This is a genomic window from Bradyrhizobium barranii subsp. barranii (assembly GCF_017565645.3).
Lineage (GTDB): Bacteria > Pseudomonadota > Alphaproteobacteria > Rhizobiales > Xanthobacteraceae > Bradyrhizobium > Bradyrhizobium barranii.
Map to the genome: position 1 here is coordinate 2,750,632 of NZ_CP086136.1, position 19,531 is coordinate 2,770,162.

The following is a 19,531-nucleotide window of genomic DNA, read 5'->3' on the forward strand; positions in this document are numbered from 1 at the left end:
GGCAACCGCCATCCAAATCCTTACCACCCCTTAACGATCACGCTTTCCTGATGGCTGACGATTATTGACTTTTATCAGTGATTAGTCGACATTCCTCTCATCGCAGTCGCGGGAGTGTCCTCCGATGTTCGTTCGGTCAGTTTTGTCCAGCTATTCCAAGCTCTTGGCGGGTGTCTCGCTGGCCCTGATGGCCGCTGCGCTGGCCGGGTGCAATGATACCGTTGCTGAAAAGGCCGAGCCGCCGCGGCCGGTTCTGGTCGCGACCGCCCATTATGATGCCGAGACGCCGGAGCGCAGCTTTGTCGGCACCGTCAGGCCCCGGATCGAGAGCGATCTCGGTTTCCGCGTGGCCGGCAAGGTTGCCAAGCGCCTGGTCGAGGTCGGCCAGACCGTCGAAATCGGCCAGCCGCTCGCGACGCTCGACGAGGTCGATCTGAAGCTCCAGGCTGAACAGTCCGTCGCCGAGCAGACCGCTGCGACCGGCGTGCTGGCCCAGGCCGCCGCGGCCGAGCAGCGCGCCAAGGATCTGAAGGCCAAGGGCTGGACTACGGATGCGGCGATGGATTCGAGCCGCGCCGCCGCCGATGAGGCCCGCGCGCGTCTGGACCGAGCCGTGCGCTCAGTCGAGCTGACCAAGAATTCTCTTTCCTACGCGACGCTCAACGCCGACGCCCGTGGCGTCGTCACCGCAACGCTGATCGAGCCCGGCCAGGTGGTTGCCGCAGGCCAGACTTCGATCCGTGTCGCCCGCTTTGCCGAGAAGGAAGCGGTCGTCGCGATCCCTGAGACGCTGGTCGGACGTGCCAAGTCGGGCGCCGCCAGCGTCACTCTTTGGTCGGAGCCGGACAAGAAATATGCGGCCAAGCTGCGCGAGATCGCGCCGACGGCCGATCCGTCGACGCGCACCTATCTTGCAAAGTTCTCGCTGCCCGAGGCCGACGACAAGGTTTCGCTCGGCATGACCGCGACGTTGACGCTGTCGGATGCCGCGACCGAGCGCGTCGCGCGGCTGCCGCTGTCGGCGCTGTTCAACGAAGGCGGCAAGCCCTCCTTCTACGTCGTCGACGACAATGGCGCCGTCACGCTCAAGCCGGTCGTGGTGAAGTCCTACGAGAGCAACGACGTCATCATCACCAGCGGTGTCGACGAGGGCGCCAAGATCGTGGCCCTCGGCGTGCAGAAGCTCGATCCAAGCCAGCGGGTGCGGATCGTCTCGTCGCTGTCCTTCTAGAGTTTACGAGTCACGTCGTGTGAGGTGAGTTCGGCCCAAGCGCAAATGCCGGGGCTGAAGCGGCGAAGCGATCCAGAACCTGCCCAGCCCCCTGGATTGCTTCGCTGCCTCGCGACGACGGTTTGAACAGAGTGGCTGTGGTTTTTTTGCAATTGGACCATCTTTGGAGAGTGCGATGAAGCGCTTCAACCTTTCGGCCTGGGCCGTCAGCCATCCGACGCTGGTCCTGTTCCTGATGATCATACTCGGCGTCGCCGGCTTCTTCTCCTATCAGAAGCTCGGGCGGGCCGAGGATCCGTTCTTCACGGTGAAGGTGGTCAACGTCTCCGTGATCTGGCCGGGCGCGACTGCGCAGGAGATGCAGACGCAGGTCGCCGACCCCATCGAGAAGAAGATCCAGGAGCTGCCCTATTTCGAGAAGGTGCAGACCTATTCCAAGCCGGCCTTCACCGCGCTCCAGGTGACCTTCCGCGATTCCACGCCGCCAAAGGACGTGCCGTATCTCTTCTATCTCTTGCGCAAGAAGCTCGCCGACGTGCAGGGCCAGTTGCCTTCGGGCATTCTGGGACCCGTCGTCAACGACGAGTTCTCCGACGTCGATTCCATCCTCTACATGATGACCGGCGACGGCGCCGACTATGCCCAGCTCAAGAAGGTCTCGGAAGGCTTCCGCCAGCGCCTGTTGAAGGTGCCTGGTGTGACCAAGGTCGACGTCTACGGCAACCAGGACGAGCGCATCTTCGTCGAATTCTCGCACGCCAAGCTCGCCACCCTCGGCATCACGCCGCAGGCCCTGTTCGATTCGCTCGCCAAGCAGAACAACGTCGTGCCCGCCGGCACGGTCGAGACCTCGTCGCAGCGCGTGCCGCTGCGCGTCACCGGCGCGCTCGATGGCGCCAAGGCCGTCGCCGAGACGCCGGTCGAGAGCAACGGCCGCGTGTTCCGTTTAGGTGATATCGCCACCGTCACCCACGGCTATGTCGACCCGCCGAGCTTCATCGTGCGCCAGGAAGGCAAGGCCGCGATCGGCATCGGTGTCGTCACCGCCAAGGGCGCCAACATCCTCGATCTCGGCAAGGAGGTCGAGAAGGCCACCGCCGAGTTCATGAAGGCGGTGCCGCAGGGCATCGACGTCAAGCTCATCGCCGACCAGCCCAAGGTGGTCGAGCACGCCGTCGGCGAGTTCGTGCATTCCTTCATGGAAGCCCTCGTCATCGTGCTGTTCGTGTCGTTCCTGGCACTCGGCTGGCGCACCGGCATCGTGGTCGCGCTGTCGGTGCCGCTGGTGCTCGGCATCGTCTTCGTCGTCATGAACACGATGTCGCTCGATCTGCACCGCATCACGCTCGGTGCGCTGATCATCGCGCTCGGCCTGCTGGTGGATGACGCCATCATCGCGGTCGAGATGATGGTGGTGAAGATGGAGCAGGGCTGGGACCGTTTCCGCGCGGCCTCCTTTGCCTGGGAATCCACTGCGTTTCCGATGCTCACGGGGACGCTGGTCACGGCCGCTGGCTTCCTCCCCATCGGCTTTGCCAATTCCGCGGTCGGCGAATATGCCGGCAGCATCTTCTGGATCGTGGCGATCGCGCTGGTCGCCTCCTGGTTCGTGGCGGTGATCTTCACGCCCTATATCGGTGTCATGCTGCTGCCCAACATCAAGGTGCACCACAATCACGATCCGCACGCGGTGTACGAGACCCGCATGTACCGCGGCCTGCGCGCCATCGTGCAATGGTGCGTCAACCACCGCATCACCGTGGTGGCCGCGACCGTCGGCGTCTTCATCGCCTCGATCGTCGGCTTCGGTCATGTCCAGCAGCAGTTCTTCCCGCTGTCGGAGCGGCCCGAGCTGTTCCTCCAGCTCCGCCTGCCCGAGGGCACCGCCTTCAACGTCACCGAGAAGGCGGTGAAGAAGGCCGAGACGCTGCTCAAGGACGACAAGGACATCGAGACCTATACGTCCTATGTCGGCCAGGGCTCGCCGCGCTTCTGGCTCGGCCTCAATCCGCAGCTTCCGAACGAGGCCTTTGCCGAGATCGTCATCGTCGCCAAGGGCGTCGAGGCGCGCGAGCGCATCAAGGCCAAGATCGAGAACGCGGCTGCGGAGGGCATGCTGACCGAGGCGCGCGTGCGCGTCGACCGCTTCAACTTCGGTCCGCCGGTCGGCTTCCCCGTCCAGTTCCGCGTGATCGGCCCCGACGCCAACAAGGTGCGCGAGATCGCCTATCAGGTCCGCGACGTCATGCGGCAGAACAAGAGCGTCAAGGACGTCCAGCTCGACTGGAACGAGCAGTCGCCCTACCTCAAGCTCGTCGTCGACCAGGATCGTGCCCGCGCCATGGGCCTGACGCCGCAGGACGTCTCGCAGGCGCTGTCGATGCTGATCTCGGGTGCGCAGGTCACGACCATTCGCGACGGCATCGAGAAGGTGGCCGTGGTCGCTCGTGCGGTCCCGTCCGAACGTCTCGATCTCGGCGGCGTCGGCGATCTGACCATCACCTCGAAGAACGGCGTTGCCGTGCCGCTCCAGCAGATCGCCAAGATCGAGTATGCCCATGAGGAGCCGATCATGTGGCGGCGTAACCGCGACATGGCGATCACCGTGCGCTCCGACGTCGTCGACGGCGTGCAGGCGCCCGACGTCACCAGCCAGATCACGCCGAAGCTGAAGGCGATCAAGGACAATCTCGAGCCGGCCTACCGTATCGAGCCGGGTGGGGCGTTCGAGGAATCCGCCAAGGGCAACGCCTCGATCTTCATCCTCTTCCCGCTGATGGTCATGGTGATGCTGACGCTGCTGATGTTCCAGCTGCAGAGCTTCTCGCGCCTGATCCTGGTGTTCCTCACCGCGCCGCTCGGCATCGTCGGTGCCTCGTTCGGCCTCAACGTCGCCAATGCCCCGTTCGGCTTCGTGGCGCTGCTCGGCCTGATCGCACTCGCCGGCATGATCATGCGCAACACCGTCATCCTGGTCGACCAGATCGAGACCGACGTCTCCCACGGCCTGACCCGCCGTGAGGCGATCGTGGAGGCAACCGTCCGCCGCGCCCGGCCGGTGGTGCTGACGGCGCTCGCCGCGATCCTGGCCATGATCCCGTTGTCGCGCTCGGCCTTCTGGGGCCCGATGGCGATCACGATCATGGGAGGCCTGTTCGTCGCGACCTTCCTGACGCTGCTGTACCTGCCGGGCCTCTACGCCCTGTGGTTCAGGAAGAGCCTGGACGAGGCGGGCACCCCCGAGCAGCCTGCCGCGCCGCAGCATGGGAGCGATGACCAGCACGCAATTCCGCTTGCTGAAGCGGCTGAATAAATGAGAAGACTGCTGATGGACGAGTCCTGACACATGACACTGGTTGCGGAACATATCGAAGGTGACACCCGGGATCGTATCCTCGAGGTGGCTGAGCGGCTGTTCCGCCAGATCGGTTACCAGAAGACCACGGTCGGGGACATCGCCAAGGAGCTCAGGATGAGCCCCGCCAATGTCTATCGCTTCTTCGAATCGAAGAAGGCGATCCACCAGTCAGTGGCGCGGGCCTTGATGGGCGAGGTCGAGATCGAAGCGCAGCGGATCGTGGCGAGGCCTGGTCCGGTGCTCCCGCGCTTCCGCGAGCTGCTCACCACCATCCAACGCATGAACACCGAGCGCTATGTCGGTGATAACAAGCTGCATGAGATGGTCGAGATCGCGATGCAGGAGGACTGGGACGTCTGCGTCGCCCATATGGAGTGCATTGCCGGCGTCATCGGCCAGGTGATCGCGCAAGGTACCGCGTCCGGCGAGTTCGAGGCGCCGGACCTGCAACTGGCCTCGATGTGCGCCTGCACCGCGATGATGCGCTTTTTCCATCCCCAGATGATCGCCCAGTGCGCCACCAAGCCGGGCCCGACTATCGACCAGATGATCGATTTCGTCATCGCGGGTCTGTCGCCGCGCCACTGACGGGCGCTGGAATTTCCCCTATAAACTGCTTGGCGCCGCCCTTAACGGGTGGATGGCGGGCAATGACGGACCAACAAACTCCGTCATTTCGAGCGCAGCGAAGCAATCCAGACTGTCTCCGCGGAGGGATTCTGGATTGCTTCGCTGCGCTCGCAATGACGAAAAGGAAGCAGCGCGTGACCGACAAAGACCTCTACTTCTACGAGCCCTCCAAGGGCCACGGCCTCAAGCACGATCCCTTCAACGCCATCATCGCGCCGCGGCCGATCGGCTGGATTTCGTCGCGTGACACCAAGGGCCACGTCAACCTCGCGCCCTACAGCTTCTTCAACGCCTTTTGCTACGTGCCGCCGATCATCGGGTTTTCCTCCACCAACTGGAAGGACACGGTCTCGAACATGGAGCAGACCCGGGAGTTCGTCTGGAATCTGACGACCATGGATCTCGCCAAGCACATGAACGCGACCGCCGCGCATGTCGGCCCCGAGGTCGACGAGTTCAAGCTCGCGGGGCTGACCGCCGTCCCCGGCAAGCTCGTCAACGTGCCGCGCGTGGCCGAGAGCCCGGTTGCCTTCGAGTGCAAGGTGTCCGACATCGTCCGCCTCAAGGGTGCCGACGGCAAGGAGGCCGATGCCTGGCTGACGCTGGGCGAGGTCGTCGCCGTCCATATCGACAAGGCCATGATCAAGGACGGCGTCTACCAGACCGCCGCCGCCCGCCCCATCGTCCGCGCCGGCCGTCGCGGCGACTACTTCGAGATCAAGCCGGAAAACATGTTCGAGATGGTGCGGCCGGACTGATCCGGGCTACCGCTCTCTCCACCGTCATTCCGGGGCGCGCCGTCAGGCGCGAGCCCGGAATCCATACTCCCGATGGTGGTTATGGATTCCGGGCTCGACGCTTGCGCGTCGCCCCGGAATGACGACGGGGCATTCAGCCCGATTCCCCTCCCCGGAACTGCCCCCACGCCCCGGCCGTTATGGCCCCCGGGGCGGCCGCCTAGCCGCGTCAATTCGCATCTTTTTGCTTGCGAAGTGTTCACTTACCCCGGCCACTTTCCGCTAAAATGCCGATAACCGCGCCGATGCATGAGGTCCGCCATGAGCTTCCGCCGCGACACCATCACAAAGCCGATCTTCTCCTGGGCGCGCGGCGTGCTGCCGGCGATGTCCGACACCGAGCGCGAGGCGCTGGAGGCCGGTGACGTCTGGTGGGATGCCGATCTCTTCACCGGCAATCCCGACTGGTCGAAATTGCTGAAGGTGCCTCAGGCGACGCTCACCGACGAAGAGAAAGCCTTTCTCATCGGTCCGGTCGACGCGCTCTGCGCCATGCTCGACGAGTGGAAGATCTTCTGGGAATGGCGCGACCTGCCGCAGGAGGTCTGGCATTTCGTCAAGCGCGAAAAATTCTTCGGTATGATCATTCCGAAGGAGTTTGGCGGCCTCGGCTTTTCGCCCTATGCGCATTCGGAAGTGGTGCGCAAGATCTCGACCCGCTCGATTGCGGCGGCCGTCACCGTGATGGTGCCGAACTCGCTCGGGCCCGGCGAGCTCCTGATGCGCTTCGGCACGAAAGAGCAGCAGGAGCGCTGGTTGCCGCGCCTCGCCGACGGTCGCGACATTCCCTGCTTCGGCCTGACCAGCCCCGAAGCCGGCTCCGACGCCGCCTCGATGGTCGACACCGGCATCATCTGCAAGGGCGATTTCGAGGGCCGCGAGGTCATTGGCCTAAGGCTCAACTGGCACAAGCGCTACATCACGCTCGGCCCGGTCGCGACGCTGCTGGGCCTCGCCTTCAAGGCCTATGACCCCGACCACCTCGTCGGGAGCCAGGAAGAGCTCGGCATCACCGTCGCGCTGATCCCGACCAATCTGCCCAGCGTCAAGATCGGCCATCGTCATCTGCCGTCGATGCAGGTGTTCCAGAATGGCCCGAACTGGGGCCACGACGTCTTCATCCCGCTCGACTATGTCATCGGCGGCAAGGAGAGACTCGGGCAGGGCTGGAAGATGCTGATGACGGCGCTCGCCGCCGGCCGCGGCATCTCGCTGCCGTCGCTGTCGGCGGCCGGTGCCGCCTATGCCGCCCGCACCACCGGCGCCTATGCCCGCATCCGCGAGCAGTTCGGTATCTCGATCTCCAAATTCGAGGGCGTCGAGGAGCCGCTCGCGCGCATCGTCGCGACCGCCTACCAGCTCGACGCGGCGCGCCGGCTGACCTGCGCGGCGCTGAATGCCGGCATCCATCCCGCCGTCATCTCCGGCATCATGAAGCTGCACGCGACCGAGCGGATGCGCACCGCGGTCGACGACGCCATGGACATCCATGGCGGCAAGGCCGTGATCGACGGTCCGCAAAACTATCTCGGCAATCTGCACCGCGCCGTGCCTGTCGGTATCACCGTCGAGGGCGCCAACATCCTGACCCGCAACCTCATCGTGTTCGGGCAGGGCGCGATACGCGCGCATCCCTATCTGCTCGACGAGATGAACGCGTTGGCCGACACCGACCGCGAGCGCGGGCTCACCGCGTTCGACAAGGCGTTCTGGAAACATGCCGGCCACAGCTTCCAGACGCTGTTGCGTGCGTTCGGCCGGAGCTGGACCTTCGGCGCCTTTGCGCTTGCGCCGGATGCGGGCGATGCCACGCCATTCTACCGCCAGCTCGCGCGCTACTCCGCGGCCTTTGCGCTCTGCGCCGATATGGCGCTGCTCACGCTCGGCGGCGCGCTCAAGCGCAAGGAGATGCTGTCGGCGCGCTTTGGCGACATCCTCTCCGAGCTCTATCTGCTCTCGGCCGCGCTGAAGCGCTGGCAGGACGAGGGCCGGCAGAAGGAAGACTTCGCTGCGCTGGAATGGTGCATGGCGACCGGCTTCAAGACCATCGAGAACCGGCTTGCCGAAATCCTTGCCAATCTGCCAAATCGTTTTGTCGCTGTCATCCTCAAGCTCGTGGTCCAGCCGTTCGGTGCGCGCGTGCTCGGCCCGTCCGACCGTGTCGTGCACCAATGCGCCAGCCTCGTGCTGGAGCCGTCGGCGGCCCGCGAGCGCCTCACGCCGGATCTCGCCCATGTCGATGACGACGGCGGCTTTGCCCGGCTGGAGCGCGCGTTCAAGCTCGTTGCGGCCACCGATGCCATCGCAAAGCGCATGCGCGCCGCGCACATCCGCGACTGGAAGGACGCCGTCACCAAGGGCGTGATCACGCAGGCCGAAGGCGAGCAGCTTGCGGCCGCTCATGAAGCCGTCACAAAAGTGATCGAGGTCGACGATTTTGCGCCCGAAGCGCTGTCGCCGATTTACAAGAAAACCGGAGATGTGCATCAGTTCTTCCAGGAACTCGGTGAACAGAGGGCGGCGAGCTGATGGCACGACCGGTTTTCATCGTCGACGGCAGCCGGACGCCGTTTCTCAAAGCGCGTTCGGGGCCGGGGCCGTTCACGCCGGTCGATCTCGCCGTCCAATGCGGCCGACCGTTGCTGGCGCGCCAGCCGTTTTCACCCGATGATTTCGACCAGGTCATCCTCGGCTGCGTCAACGTGATCGCGGACGAGATGAATCCGGCCCGCGTCGCCGCGCTCCGGCTCGGCATGGGCGAGGACATGGTCGCCTTCACGGTGCAGATCAATTGCGGCTCCGGCATGCAGTCGATCGACACGGCCTACCGCTACATTCGCGAGGGCCATGCCGACATGGTCCTCGCCGGTGGCACCGAGGCGCTGAGCCACGCGCCGCTGGTCTGGCCGAATTCCGGGGTGCGCTGGTTCGCCGGCCTTGCCACCGCCAAGGGCGTGGCCGCGAAGCTCGCTGCCGCCTTCAAGCTGCGGCCGCGCTATCTCAAGCCGATCATCGGGCTCGAGCGCGGTCTGACCGATCCCATCACCGACTTGAACATGGGCCAGACCGCCGAGGTCGTCGGCCATCTCTTCGGCATCACGCGGGCACAGTCCGACGCCTATGCCGCCGAGAGTCATCGCCGGCTCGCGCATGCACAGGCCGAAGGTTTTCTCAAGGGCGAGGTCGAGACCGCGTTCTCCCGCGACGGAAAATTCTTCGACCATGACGACGGCGTGCGGCCGGACTCGACGGCCGAGACGCTTGCAAAGCTCCGGCCGGTGTTCGAACGCCCCTGGGGCCAGGTCACCGCCGGCAATTCGTCGCAGATCACCGACGGCGCGTCCTGGGTGATCCTCGCCTCTGACGCGGCGGTCGCAAAGCACAAATTGACGCCGAAGGCTGTCATCGTGGACAGCCACTGGGCCGCGCTCGATCCCAGCATCATGGGACTGGGACCCGTGATGTCGGCGACGCCGCTGCTCCAGCGCAACGACCTCACCGTCAAGGACGTCGAGACCTGGGAGCTGAACGAACCCTTCGCGACGCAGGTGCTCGGCTGTCTCGCCGCCTGGAACGACGACAAATTCTGTCGCGAGATCCTGGGCCTCGACGGCGCGGCCGGCGAGATCGACCGTGACAAACTCAATGTCGATGGCGGCGCCATCTCGCTCGGCCATCCCGTCGGCACGTCCGGCAACCGCATCGTGCTGCATCTCGTCAACGCGATGAAGCGGCTCGGCACGCGCCGCGGCGTCGCGACCGAATGCATTGGCGGCGGACTCGGCGGCGCCATGCTGATCGAGGCGGTGTGACCATGGATTCCAGGATCATGACCGCGCTCGGCGACCGCGTGCTGGAGCTTGGGCCCAGGCCCGCGACCGACAGCCCCTACAAGCACTTCAAGCTGACGCGCGATGCCGACGGCGTCGCCTGGCTGCTGTTCGACCGCGCAGATAGCAGCGCCAACACGCTGTCCGCGGACGTGATGGAGGAGTTCGATGCCGTGCTCGCGGCGATCGAGACCGAACGTCCCGCAGGCCTCGTGATCCGTTCGGCAAAGCCGTCCGGCTTCATTGCCGGAGCCGACGTCAACGAATTCCGCGGCGCCAGCGATCCCGAGATGGTCGAGACACGCATCCGCGCGGCGCATGCGGTGGTCGATCATCTGGAGGCGCTGAAGCTGCCGACAGTCGCGGTCATCCACGGCTTCTGTCTCGGCGGCGGCCTCGAGGTCGCGCTGGCCTGCCAGTCGCGCATTGCGATCGATGGCGCGCGCTTCGGCTTCCCGGAGGTGATGCTCGGCCTGCATCCCGGGCTCGGTGGCACCGCGCGCTTCACTGCGCTCGTGAACCCGACCCAGTCGATGGCCCTGATGCTGACCGGCCGCACCATCGATGCGCGCCGCGCCAGGTCGCTCGGCCTCGTCGATACCGTGACGCAGGAGCGGCACGTCCGCAATGCGGTGAAGGATGCACTGTTCGGCCGTCTGAAGCGGGCGCGTCCGGATCTTCTGACTCACGCGGCGAATTTCGGTCCCGTGCGCGGGCTGCTGGCCAGGCGCATGCGCTCGGAGGCGGCAAAGGCCGCGCCCCGCGAGCATTATCCGGCGCCCTACGCGCTGATCGATCTCTGGGAGACCCATGGCGGCAGCAAGGCCGCGATGCTGAAGGCCGAGCAGGCCTCGTTCGCCAGGCTGATGGTGACGCCGACCGCGCAGAATTTGATCCGCGTGTTCTTCCTGCGCGAGCAGATGAAGAAGACGGCCGGCGGCGGCAACGCGGTCAAACATGTTCACGTCATCGGCGCCGGCGCCATGGGCGGTGATATCGCGGCCTGGTGTGCGGGGCAGGGGCTGCGCGTCTCGCTCGCGGACATGAAGGCGGAGCCGATCGCCGGCGCGGTGAAGCGCGCTGCCGAGCTTTACGGCAAGATCATCCGCAGGCCGACCGAGGTGCGCGATGCGCTGGATCGTCTGATCCCCGACATGGACGGCGAGGGCGTCCGCAACGCCGACCTCATCATCGAGGCGGTGCCGGAAAAGCTCGAGCTGAAGCAGAAGGTCTATGCGGGCCTCGAGCCGAAGATGAAGCCGGGCGCGATCCTTGCGACCAACACGTCGAGCATTCCGCTCCAGGATCTGCGCACCGCGCTGGCGCGGCCCGAGCGCCTCGTCGGCCTGCACTTCTTCAACCCGGTGTCGCGGCTGCAGCTGGTCGAAGTCGTGAGCCATGACGGCAACGACGCGCAGGTGCTCAAGGAGGCGCTCGCCTTCGTCGGCGCGATCGACCGTCTGCCGCTCTCCGTGAAGAGCTCGCCCGGCTTCCTCGTCAACCGTGCGCTGACGCCCTACATGCTGGAGGCGATGGTGATGCTGGATGAGAGGATCGACCAGCGCCTGATCGACGCGGCGGCCGAGCAGTTCGGCATGCCGATGGGGCCGATCGAGCTCGCCGACCAGGTCGGGCTCGACATCTGCCTCGACGTCGGTGACATGCTGCGGACCAAGTTCAGCGATCTGCTCCCGCCGACGCCGGCCTGGCTGCGCGAGAAGGTCGCCAAGGGCGAGCTCGGCCGCAAGACGGGCAAGGGATTCTACACCTGGAAGGACGGCAAGGCGGAGAAGGCGCCGTTGCCGGAGACCGGCCCGCGCGTCACCGACCAGATGATCGACCGCCTGGTGCTGCCGATGTCCAATGTCTGCGTCGCGGCACTCCGCGAAGGTATCGTCGACGATGCCGATGCGGTCGACGGCGCCATGATCTTCGGCACTGGATATGCACCGTTCCGCGGCGGTCCGCTGAACTACGCGCGCACGCGCGGCGTGGAAAATGTCGTATCCACCCTGCGCGCGCTGGCCGAGCGATTCGGTGGGCGCTTTGCGCCCGATCCGGGCTGGGACAATTTTAGGTGAGACCGACATGACCGAAACGTCCGACACCGAGCCGCGCGGCGATCTCTGCATTCGCACGCTGGCAATGCCCGCCGACACCAACGCCAACGGCGACATCTTCGGCGGCTGGCTGCTCAGCCAGATGGATGTCGGCGGCGGCGTGTTCGCATCGAAGCTCGCGAGGTCGCGTACGGTCACCGTGGCGATCGAGGCGATGAATTTTCGCAAAGCGGTCTATGTCGGCGATCTCGTTTCGGTCTATGCCAATCTCGTCCGCGTGGGCCGCACCTCGATGACCGTGCATCTCGAAGCCTGGGCGCTGCGGCGCAGGGAGCTCCAGCCGATCCTCGTCACCGACGGTCATTTCACCTACGTCTCGATCGATGATGACGGCCGTCCGCAAGCGATCCAGCGCAACGATCCGCCGATCGCGACGTAATCGCGCGCGACGCTCTGCCCCATCTCACGCAAACTTGCGGCACGCCAAACGCGGCGCGACTGAGTCATCGCGTCGCGGCTTCGCCAAGAACAAGTCATAAAACGGATGAGGTCCCGGCGTACTCAATTGCGTGTCGATTCGGGGTGGAAACGGCCTCAAGTGCTCAGGAACCTTTGGGCAGGATTGCCGTTATTTGCCCGCACTGAGGAATCTACGGACCATGCCGGACAGCTACATTATCGAAGTCGACTCGCAAACCGCAGGTATCGTCGTTCGTTCTCAGGGAGGCTATTGTTTCTTCGCCTCGTCCCACCGCTTCAATCGCCTTGAAGGCCAGCTTTTCCGCAACGCACGCGAAGCCGAGCGTGCCGCGCGCAAGCTGGTTAACGGCGATGTGAAGGAAGCGGCGTAGGCGCCTTCCGCTGGTGATTTCTGACGCGCAAAGCGTGGTCGGAATTTTTTGCAGCCCTTGATGCCGCTGCCTTTTCCTTCTTCCCCTTGTGGGAGAAGGTGGCGCGAAGCGCCGGATGAAGGGTTCTATCGGCGCATTCGGAAGCGAGAGAGTTGCTCGCGGAAGCATACCCCTCACCCGTCTCGCCGCCGCGCGGCGAGCCACCCTCTCCCGCAGGGGGAGAGGGAAAGAATCGCAATCACAACTTCGTCGCGGAGCGTGACAACAGCTTCCAATCGTCGCCCTGCTTCAGCCAGTTCATCAGGATATGAAGGCTGTTTGCCACTTTCTGTCCGCCGGTCATCATCTCGGCCAGCCAATGGAAGCGCACGATCGCGACGGGGCCGACGATCTTGATGGTCGGGTCCTTGTACGTAATCGACAGGAACTCCGTCTTGCCGTCGGTGGCGTTGGCGACGAAGGCCGCCCTGTCCTCGAGGAAGCCGTTGGAGTGGCTGTAGCTCAGATCATCCGCGCATAGCGCGCTGAGCGCTTTCGGGTCGGCCGCGATCTGGGCGAGGCGAAATGCCTCGACGTTCTTTGCCACCGCCTCGTGGTCCGTCGTGGCAGCATGGTCGCGATTCAGTGTCATCATATCCTCCGTCCTTGATCTTGCGCCCACTGTTGCAGCCGCACTTGATTGTGTCGAGCGCCAGGTCGCAATCGTCGTCGCAATACGCTGCATTGCGCCAGGCGGCGCGATTTCTGACGCGCAAAGCGTGGTCGGAATTTTTTGCAGCCCTTGATACCGCTGCCTTTTCCTTCTCCCCTTGTGGGAGAAGGTGGCGCGAAGCGCCGGATGAGGGGTTCTATCGGCACATTCGGAAGCGAGAGAGTTACTCGCGGAAGCATACCCCTCACTCGTCTCGCCGCGAGCCACCCTCTCCTACAGGGGGAGAGGGAAAGAATCGCAATCACAACTTCGTCGCAGCCCGCGACAGCAGCTTCCAATCGTCGCCCTGCTTCTGCCAGTTCATCAGGATGTGAAGATTGGTCGATACTTTTTTCCCATCGGCCGCCATTTCCTGTTCGCCCATCCAGTGGAAGCGCACGATCGCGGCGGGGCCGACGACCTTGATGGTCGGGTCCTTGTACTCGATCGACAGGAATTTTGATTTGCCGTCGGTGGCGTTGGTGACGAAGGTCGCCTTGTCCTCGACCTTGCCGTTGGAATGGCTGTAGCTCACCTCGTCGGCGCAGAGCGCGCCGAGCGCCTTGGGATCGGCCGCGATCTGGGCAAGGCGGAAGGCCTCGACCTTTTTCGCCACGGCTTCCTCATCCGCCGCGGCCGCCAACGCCGGTGCTGTGAGAGCAAGCGCGGAGACGGCAAGGGTTGAGACGGCAAGAGTCGAGAGAGCCAGATCGCGTCGGTTGATCGTCATCGTTTCCTCCTTTTTGGTCTTGCGCGGAGTGTTGCAGCCGCGCTCGACTTTGTCGAGTGTCGCGTGGCGGTCATGTCGATGCGTCATTGCGCGATCGGGGCTGCATTGATACGTGTTTCGCATTGATGCATCGTGCATTCGGGAAAGTACGGAAATGATCGAGGCCAAAGGGCAGGCGCAGGGGCAAGTGACGGGCAGGGGGCTGCTGTTCGACATCGACGGCACGCTGGCCAACACCGACCCGCTGCACCTCAAGGCGTTCAACCAGGTGCTTGGGCCGCGCGGCCATGTGTTCGATCACGCGCGCTTCTCAAGGGAGCTGCAAGGCTTCGCCAATGCGTCGATCGGCGAGCGCTTTCTGCCCGACGAAACCGTGGAACGGCGCGCCGTGATCCTCGGAGAGAAGGAGGTCGTCTTCCGCACACTTGTCGCCGGACAGATCGAGCCGCTTCCGGGTCTGATGGCGCTGCTCGACCGCGCGGATGCCGCCGGCATTCCCATGGTCGCCGTGACCAACGCGCCGCGTCTGAATGCCGAGCTGTTGCTCTCCGGTCTCGGCATCACGCACCGCTTCAGGGCGCTTGTGATCGGCGACGAGCTGCCGCACGGCAAGCCGCACCCGCTGCCCTATCAGGAGGGGCTGCGTTTCGTCGGCGGCAGCGCGACGGCTTCGATCGCGTTCGAGGATTCCCGCTCCGGCGTGCAGTCGGCGACGGCCGCCGGCATTCCGACCATCGGCATCCGGACGAGCCTCAGCCATGCCGACCTTGTTGGCGCCGGCGCGGTTGCCTCCGCCAGCGCGTTCGACGATCCGGAACTGCTCGCGCGTCTCGCCGCCGCGATGGCATGGTGAGAGGCTTTGTCCGTTAACCGTGATCGCTGAGCGCATTGACCGAACGTGCGAACCGCCGCACCATGCGCCTTCCTGATTTGAGGCCATCGCCGTGACCGGATTGACCCATCGCCAAGCCGAAATCCTCAACATCGCGCGCGCCTCGGGGCGCGTCATGGTCGAGGAGCTCGCGCGCCGGTTCGAGGTCTCGGCGCAGACGATCCGCAAGGATCTCAACGATCTCTGCGAGCGCCGCTCGCTGACCCGTATCCACGGCGGCGCCATCATCGCCTCCGGCGTCGAAAACCTCGCCTACGAGGCGAGGCGGTTCGTCGCTGCCGACGAAAAGAAGGCGATCGGGGCTGCGGCCGCCTCGCTGATCCCGAACGGCTGCTCGCTCTTCATCAATATCGGCACCACGACCGAGGAGGTGGCGAGCGCGCTGACCTCGCACGAGGACCTCCTCGTCATCACCAACAATCTCAACGTCGCGATGCTGCTCTACCGCCATCCCCGTATCGAGGTGGTGGTCGCCGGCGGCACGGTGCGGCGGGCCGACGGCGCGGTGGTCGGCTCGACCGCGACGCAGCTCATCGGCCAGTTCAAGGTCGACTATGCCATCATCGGGGCATCCGCGATCGACGAGGAGGGCGCGCTGCTCGACTTCGACTATCGCGAGGTGCAGGTGGCGCAAGCCATCATCGCCAATGCCCGCAGCGTCATGCTGGTTGCCGACTCCACCAAGCTGCGCCGCAGCGCGCCGGTGCGCATCGCCCATATCACCCAGATCCAGACCTTCGTGACCGACCAGGAGCTGCCCGAGCGCCTCGCCACCATCTGCCACAGCAAGGGCATCGAGGTGATGGCGGCGATGCCGAAGGGGGCGGATATCGATGATGCGACGGCCGATGCTCAGGATGCGGCACCGGAAGCCGCGCCGGTGGTGCGGCTGAGATAGCGGCTTACGCGTTGCTCCATGGGTTGAGCAGCGGAACGCCGAAGGCCGCAAAATCCTTCACATTGCGTGTGACGAGCGTGAGATTGTTGGCGAGCGCGGTGGCCGCAAAGAAGCCGTCCATCACGGACAACGCAACGCCATTGCGACGGCTCTGCGCCATCAGGTCGCCCCAGCGCTCGGCGACCACGTGGTCGATCGGCAGGATGCGCTGCGCGAACCGAGCCGGCAGGTCGTGGGCGAGCCAAGCGGCCAGCGCGGCGCGCCGACGGCCATCATCCAGCAGGGCGATACCGCAGCGAAGCTCGGCGATCGAGGCAACGCTGATGAACGCGCGATCCTCATCGACCGTATCGAGCCATGCCAGGACTTTCGCGGAAGGCGCCGGCCGCTGAACCTCCGACAGCACGTTGGTGTCGAGGAGCAGGTTCACGGCATCTCGTCGCGCGGTTCATCCTGCACCCGTTCAAGTTCGAGGTCGGCACCGCGCAGCGGCGAAGCCAGCAGGAATTCGGCCAGCGTGCCTTTGCGCGCCGTCTTTCGCGCCCATTCATCCGCGGAAACGACAACCGCATTGGGCCTGCCGTGTCGGGTGATGATCTGGGGGCCAGTTTGGGCGCGATCGACCACCTCGGACAGGCGTGCCTTGGCATTGGCGAGCGTCCACGTGTCAGTCGACGGCGAATCGGGGGTGGTGCTGCGGTCTGTCATGCCGAATATAACCAATATGACTATTATGACTATATAGGCTCTACGTGACTATTCAAGTTCGTATTGCGGTTTGGAATGGCACCAGATGTGCCCATTCCCATGGCGAATTGCCCACGAGAAAGTTCCTCTTTCACTTCCTTTCGCCTCTCTTTCATCTTGCTTTCGTTTTTCGGTGTGATCTAATCAAAAACGAAAGTAGTCGCTCGAAGGAACGAGCGGTCGCCGGGGGATGCGTCTGTTGGAGCGTATTTTCGACCTCGCCATTATCGGAGGCGGTGTTAACGGCTGCGGCATCGCGCGCGACGCAGTGGGCCGTGGCAACACGGTCTTCCTGTGCGAAATGAACGATTTGGCGAGCGGGACCTCGTCCTGGTCGACCAAGCTGGTGCATGGCGGCCTGCGCTATCTCGAATATTACGAGTTTCGCCTGGTCCGCGAGGCGCTGATCGAGCGCGAGATCCTCTGGGGCATCGCGCCCCATATCATCCGTCCCCTGCGTTTCGTTTTGCCGCATCACGCCGGCCTGCGCCCGGCCTGGCTGCTGCGCCTCGGCCTCTTCCTCTATGACCATATCGGCGGCCGGCACCTGTTGCCGGCGACGCGTTCGGTCGATCTCAGGCGTGACGAGGTCGGCCGCCCGCTGATCCCGAACCGCTACAGCCGCGCGTTCGAATATTCCGACTGCTTCGTCGACGACGCCCGTCTCGTCGTGCTCAACGCGCGTGATGCCGCCGACAAGGGCGCCGAGATCCGCACCCGCACCCGCGCGACGGATATCAAGCAGTCCGGCGGCATCTGGACCGTCAGCATGGTCAACACGCTGACCGGCGAGCGTTCGCAGGTCCAGGCCCGCGCGGTGGTCAATGCCGGCGGCCCCTGGGTCGAGGATGTGCTCGGCCGCGGCGCCGGCGTGAACGCGAAGGCCAAGGTGCGCCTGGTGCAGGGGTCGCACATCGTAGTCAAAAAGCTCTACGACCACGACCGCGCCTACATGTTCCAGAACGCGGACGGCCGCATCATCTTCGTGATCCCGTACCAGGACGATTTCACGCTGATCGGCACCACCGATCGCGATTATGACGGCGATCCCTCCAAGGTGAAGGCGACGCCCGAAGAGATCGAGTACCTCTGCGCCGCCGCGAGCGAATACCTGGCCAAGCCGGTGACTTCGGCGGACGTGGTCTGGACCTATTCCGGCGTGCGACCGCTTTATGACGACGGCGCCAGCGAAGCCAAGGCCGCGACGCGCGACTACGTGTTCGAGCTCGACACACCCGGCGGCGTGCCGCTGCTCTCGATCTATGGCGGCAAGATCACGACCTACCGCCGGCTCGCCGAAGAGGCGCTGGAACGGCTCGCGCCTTATCTTCGCAGTGCAAAAGCGCGCGAAGGCTGGACCGGCAAGTGGCCGCTGCCCGGCGGGGACATGGGCGTGTCCGACGTCGACGGCCTGATCGCCGAACTCCAGCGCGGCTATCCCTTCCTCAGCCATGAGCATGCGCGGCGCCTCGCGCGCGCCTATGGTACCCGCGCCATCAAGCTGCTTGGCGATGCCAAGTTGGCCGCCGATCTCGGCCAGGCCTTCGGCGCGACACTGACCGAACGCGAGGTCCGCTACCTCATGGCCAATGAATGGGCGGTCACGGCGGAAGACATCGTCTGGCGCCGCTCCAAACTTGGCCTGCGACTATCTGCCGACGAGGTTGCTGCATTGAACGACTGGATTGCAACCCACGCTGTGCCGCAAAGTCCCCTGCTGGAAGCGGGAGGACGCTCATGACCGTGACGCTCGATCATGTGACCCGGACCGTCGAGGGGATACCGCACATCCGCGACGTCTCGCTGACGCTCGAGAGCGGCACGCTTAACGTGCTGCTCGGGCCGACGCTGTCAGGCAAGACCTCGATCATGCGGCTGCTCGCCGGCCTCGACAAGCCGACGACGGGCAAGGTGCTGGTCAACGGCAAGGACGTCACCGGTGTCGACGTGCGCAAGCGTTCGGTCGCGATGGTCTATCAGCAGTTCATCAACTATCCCTCGCTGACGGTCTACGAGAACATCGCCTCGCCGCTGCGCGTGCAGGGGAAGCCGCGCGAGGAGATCGAGAAGCGTGTCGCGGAAGCCGCGCGGCTGCTCAGGCTCGAGCCGTTCCTGAAACGCACGCCGCTCCAGCTCTCCGGCGGCCAGCAGCAGCGCACCGCGATGGCGCGCGCGCTGGTGAAGGGCGCCGATCTCGTGCTGCTCGACGAACCGCTCGCCAATCTCGACTACAAGCTGCGCGAGGAGCTGCGTACCGAGCTGCCGCGCATCTTCGAGGCGTCCGGCGCGATCTTCGTCTATGCCACGACCGAGCCGACCGAGGCGCTGCTGCTCGGCGGCAACACGGTCTGCATGTGGGAGGGGCAGGCGCTCCAGATCGGCGAGACGCCGAACGTCTACCGCCGTCCGCAGACGCTGCGGGTCGCCCAGGTGTTCTCCGATCCGCCGCTCAACCTCGTCGGCATCGAGAAAAAGAACGGCTCTGTGCAATATGCAGGCGGCATCGCCGCGCCGGCCTCCGGGCTCTATTCATCGCTCGCCGACGGCGCCTATCGCGTCGGCTTCCGCGCCCATCAGCTCGCCCTCGCCAACGGCGAGGCGGACCGTCATGCCTTCCACGCCACGGTGACGGTGACCGAGATCACCGGTTCGGAGAGTTTCGTGCACCTGACCCGCGACGGATCGAACTGGGTGGCAGTGCTGCACGGCGTGCACGAGTTTGAGCCCGGCCAGACCATCGATGCCGTGCTCGATCCCAATGATATCTTCGTCTTCGACGCGGCCGACCGTCTGGTCGCCGCGCCGAGCTCGTAAGG

Annotated in this window: 17 protein-coding genes; 13 read left to right on the forward strand and 4 right to left on the reverse strand. The window is 64.8% G+C overall.

All coding sequences use genetic code 11. The annotated features are described in order from the left end of the window. Window positions 1-124: 124 nt before the first annotated feature. The 9 genes from J4G43_RS13260 to J4G43_RS13300 all read left to right on the forward strand — a co-directional run bounded on the left by J4G43_RS13260 (window position 125) and on the right by J4G43_RS13300 (window position 12,757). Window positions 125-1,231 carry an efflux RND transporter periplasmic adaptor subunit gene (locus tag J4G43_RS13260; RefSeq protein ID WP_135216330.1) on the forward strand — a complete coding sequence of 369 codons (1,107 nt, stop codon included), beginning with the start codon at window positions 125-127 and terminating at the stop codon, window positions 1,229-1,231. A 175-nt stretch (window positions 1,232-1,406) separates the two neighbouring features. Further along, window positions 1,407-4,544 carry an efflux RND transporter permease subunit gene (locus tag J4G43_RS13265; RefSeq protein ID WP_063985198.1) on the forward strand — a complete coding sequence of 1,046 codons (3,138 nt, stop codon included), beginning with the start codon at window positions 1,407-1,409 and terminating at the stop codon, window positions 4,542-4,544. Between the two features lie 33 nt (window positions 4,545-4,577). Beyond that, window positions 4,578-5,177 (forward strand): TetR/AcrR family transcriptional regulator, encoded by a 600-nt coding sequence (locus tag J4G43_RS13270; RefSeq protein WP_208085069.1) that lies wholly within the window; start codon window positions 4,578-4,580, stop codon window positions 5,175-5,177. A 176-nt stretch (window positions 5,178-5,353) separates the two neighbouring features. Continuing rightward, window positions 5,354-5,977: a flavin reductase family protein gene (locus J4G43_RS13275; RefSeq protein WP_028148599.1), complete on the forward strand. Its 624-nt coding sequence runs from the start codon at window positions 5,354-5,356 to the stop codon at window positions 5,975-5,977. Between the two features lie 300 nt (window positions 5,978-6,277). Continuing rightward, on the forward strand, window positions 6,278-8,545 hold the full coding sequence (locus J4G43_RS13280) for an acyl-CoA dehydrogenase (protein WP_208085070.1): 2,268 nt from the start codon (window positions 6,278-6,280) through the stop codon (window positions 8,543-8,545). Then, the gene (locus J4G43_RS13285) at window positions 8,545-9,828 is read left to right on the forward strand and encodes an acetyl-CoA C-acetyltransferase (protein ID WP_208085071.1); all 1,284 of its coding nucleotides are present in this window, start codon (window positions 8,545-8,547) and stop codon (window positions 9,826-9,828) included. Before J4G43_RS13280 ends, J4G43_RS13285 begins: the two co-directional genes overlap by 1 nt. Window positions 9,829-9,830: 2 nt before the next feature. Further along, window positions 9,831-11,927, forward strand: coding sequence for a 3-hydroxyacyl-CoA dehydrogenase NAD-binding domain-containing protein (locus J4G43_RS13290; protein ID WP_208085072.1), 2,097 nt, complete (start codon window positions 9,831-9,833; stop codon window positions 11,925-11,927). A 7-nt stretch (window positions 11,928-11,934) separates the two neighbouring features. Next, window positions 11,935-12,345: an acyl-CoA thioesterase gene (locus J4G43_RS13295; protein ID WP_085398536.1), complete on the forward strand. Its 411-nt coding sequence runs from the start codon at window positions 11,935-11,937 to the stop codon at window positions 12,343-12,345. 220 nt (window positions 12,346-12,565) lie between these two features. After that, window positions 12,566-12,757 carry a hypothetical protein gene (locus J4G43_RS13300; protein ID WP_028134810.1) on the forward strand — a complete coding sequence of 64 codons (192 nt, stop codon included), beginning with the start codon at window positions 12,566-12,568 and terminating at the stop codon, window positions 12,755-12,757. A 238-nt stretch (window positions 12,758-12,995) separates the two neighbouring features. Here J4G43_RS13300 and J4G43_RS13305 read toward each other — a convergent pair whose 3' ends face one another. Together J4G43_RS13305 and J4G43_RS13310 are read right to left on the reverse strand one after the other, a co-directional pair. Further along, entirely contained in the window at window positions 12,996-13,391 is a 396-nt protein-coding gene (locus J4G43_RS13305) for a nuclear transport factor 2 family protein (RefSeq protein ID WP_208085073.1), read from the reverse strand. 319 nt (window positions 13,392-13,710) lie between these two features. After that, complete coding sequence (locus J4G43_RS13310) at window positions 13,711-14,178, reverse strand: nuclear transport factor 2 family protein (RefSeq protein ID WP_085398540.1); 468 nt, start codon at window positions 14,176-14,178, stop codon at window positions 13,711-13,713. 154 nt (window positions 14,179-14,332) lie between these two features. Here J4G43_RS13310 and J4G43_RS13315 point away from each other — a divergent pair, with 154 nt between their 5' ends. After that, window positions 14,333-15,031 (forward strand): HAD family hydrolase, encoded by a 699-nt coding sequence (locus J4G43_RS13315; protein WP_208085074.1) that lies wholly within the window; start codon window positions 14,333-14,335, stop codon window positions 15,029-15,031. Between the two features lie 91 nt (window positions 15,032-15,122). Further along, on the forward strand, window positions 15,123-15,968 hold the full coding sequence (locus J4G43_RS13320) for a DeoR/GlpR family DNA-binding transcription regulator (RefSeq protein ID WP_014497447.1): 846 nt from the start codon (window positions 15,123-15,125) through the stop codon (window positions 15,966-15,968). A gap of 4 nt (window positions 15,969-15,972) precedes the next feature. Here J4G43_RS13320 and J4G43_RS13325 read toward each other — a convergent pair whose 3' ends face one another. Then, window positions 15,973-16,398, reverse strand: a complete 426-nt coding sequence (locus tag J4G43_RS13325) for a type II toxin-antitoxin system VapC family toxin (RefSeq protein ID WP_208085075.1) — start codon at window positions 16,396-16,398, stop codon at window positions 15,973-15,975. Next, window positions 16,395-16,676, reverse strand: a complete 282-nt coding sequence (locus tag J4G43_RS13330) for a type II toxin-antitoxin system Phd/YefM family antitoxin (RefSeq protein ID WP_208085076.1) — start codon at window positions 16,674-16,676, stop codon at window positions 16,395-16,397. Before J4G43_RS13330 ends, J4G43_RS13325 begins: the two co-directional genes overlap by 4 nt. Window positions 16,677-16,905: 229 nt before the next feature. Here J4G43_RS13330 and glpD point away from each other — a divergent pair, with 229 nt between their 5' ends. After that, on the forward strand, window positions 16,906-18,456 hold the full coding sequence (gene glpD, locus J4G43_RS13335) for a glycerol-3-phosphate dehydrogenase (RefSeq protein WP_208085077.1): 1,551 nt from the start codon (window positions 16,906-16,908) through the stop codon (window positions 18,454-18,456). Further along, a complete protein-coding gene (locus tag J4G43_RS13340; RefSeq protein WP_208085078.1) occupies window positions 18,453-19,529 on the forward strand; it encodes an ABC transporter ATP-binding protein in 1,077 nt (358 codons plus the stop codon). The genes glpD and J4G43_RS13340 overlap by 4 nt, the downstream gene beginning before the upstream one ends. Window positions 19,530-19,531 lie beyond the last annotated feature (2 nt).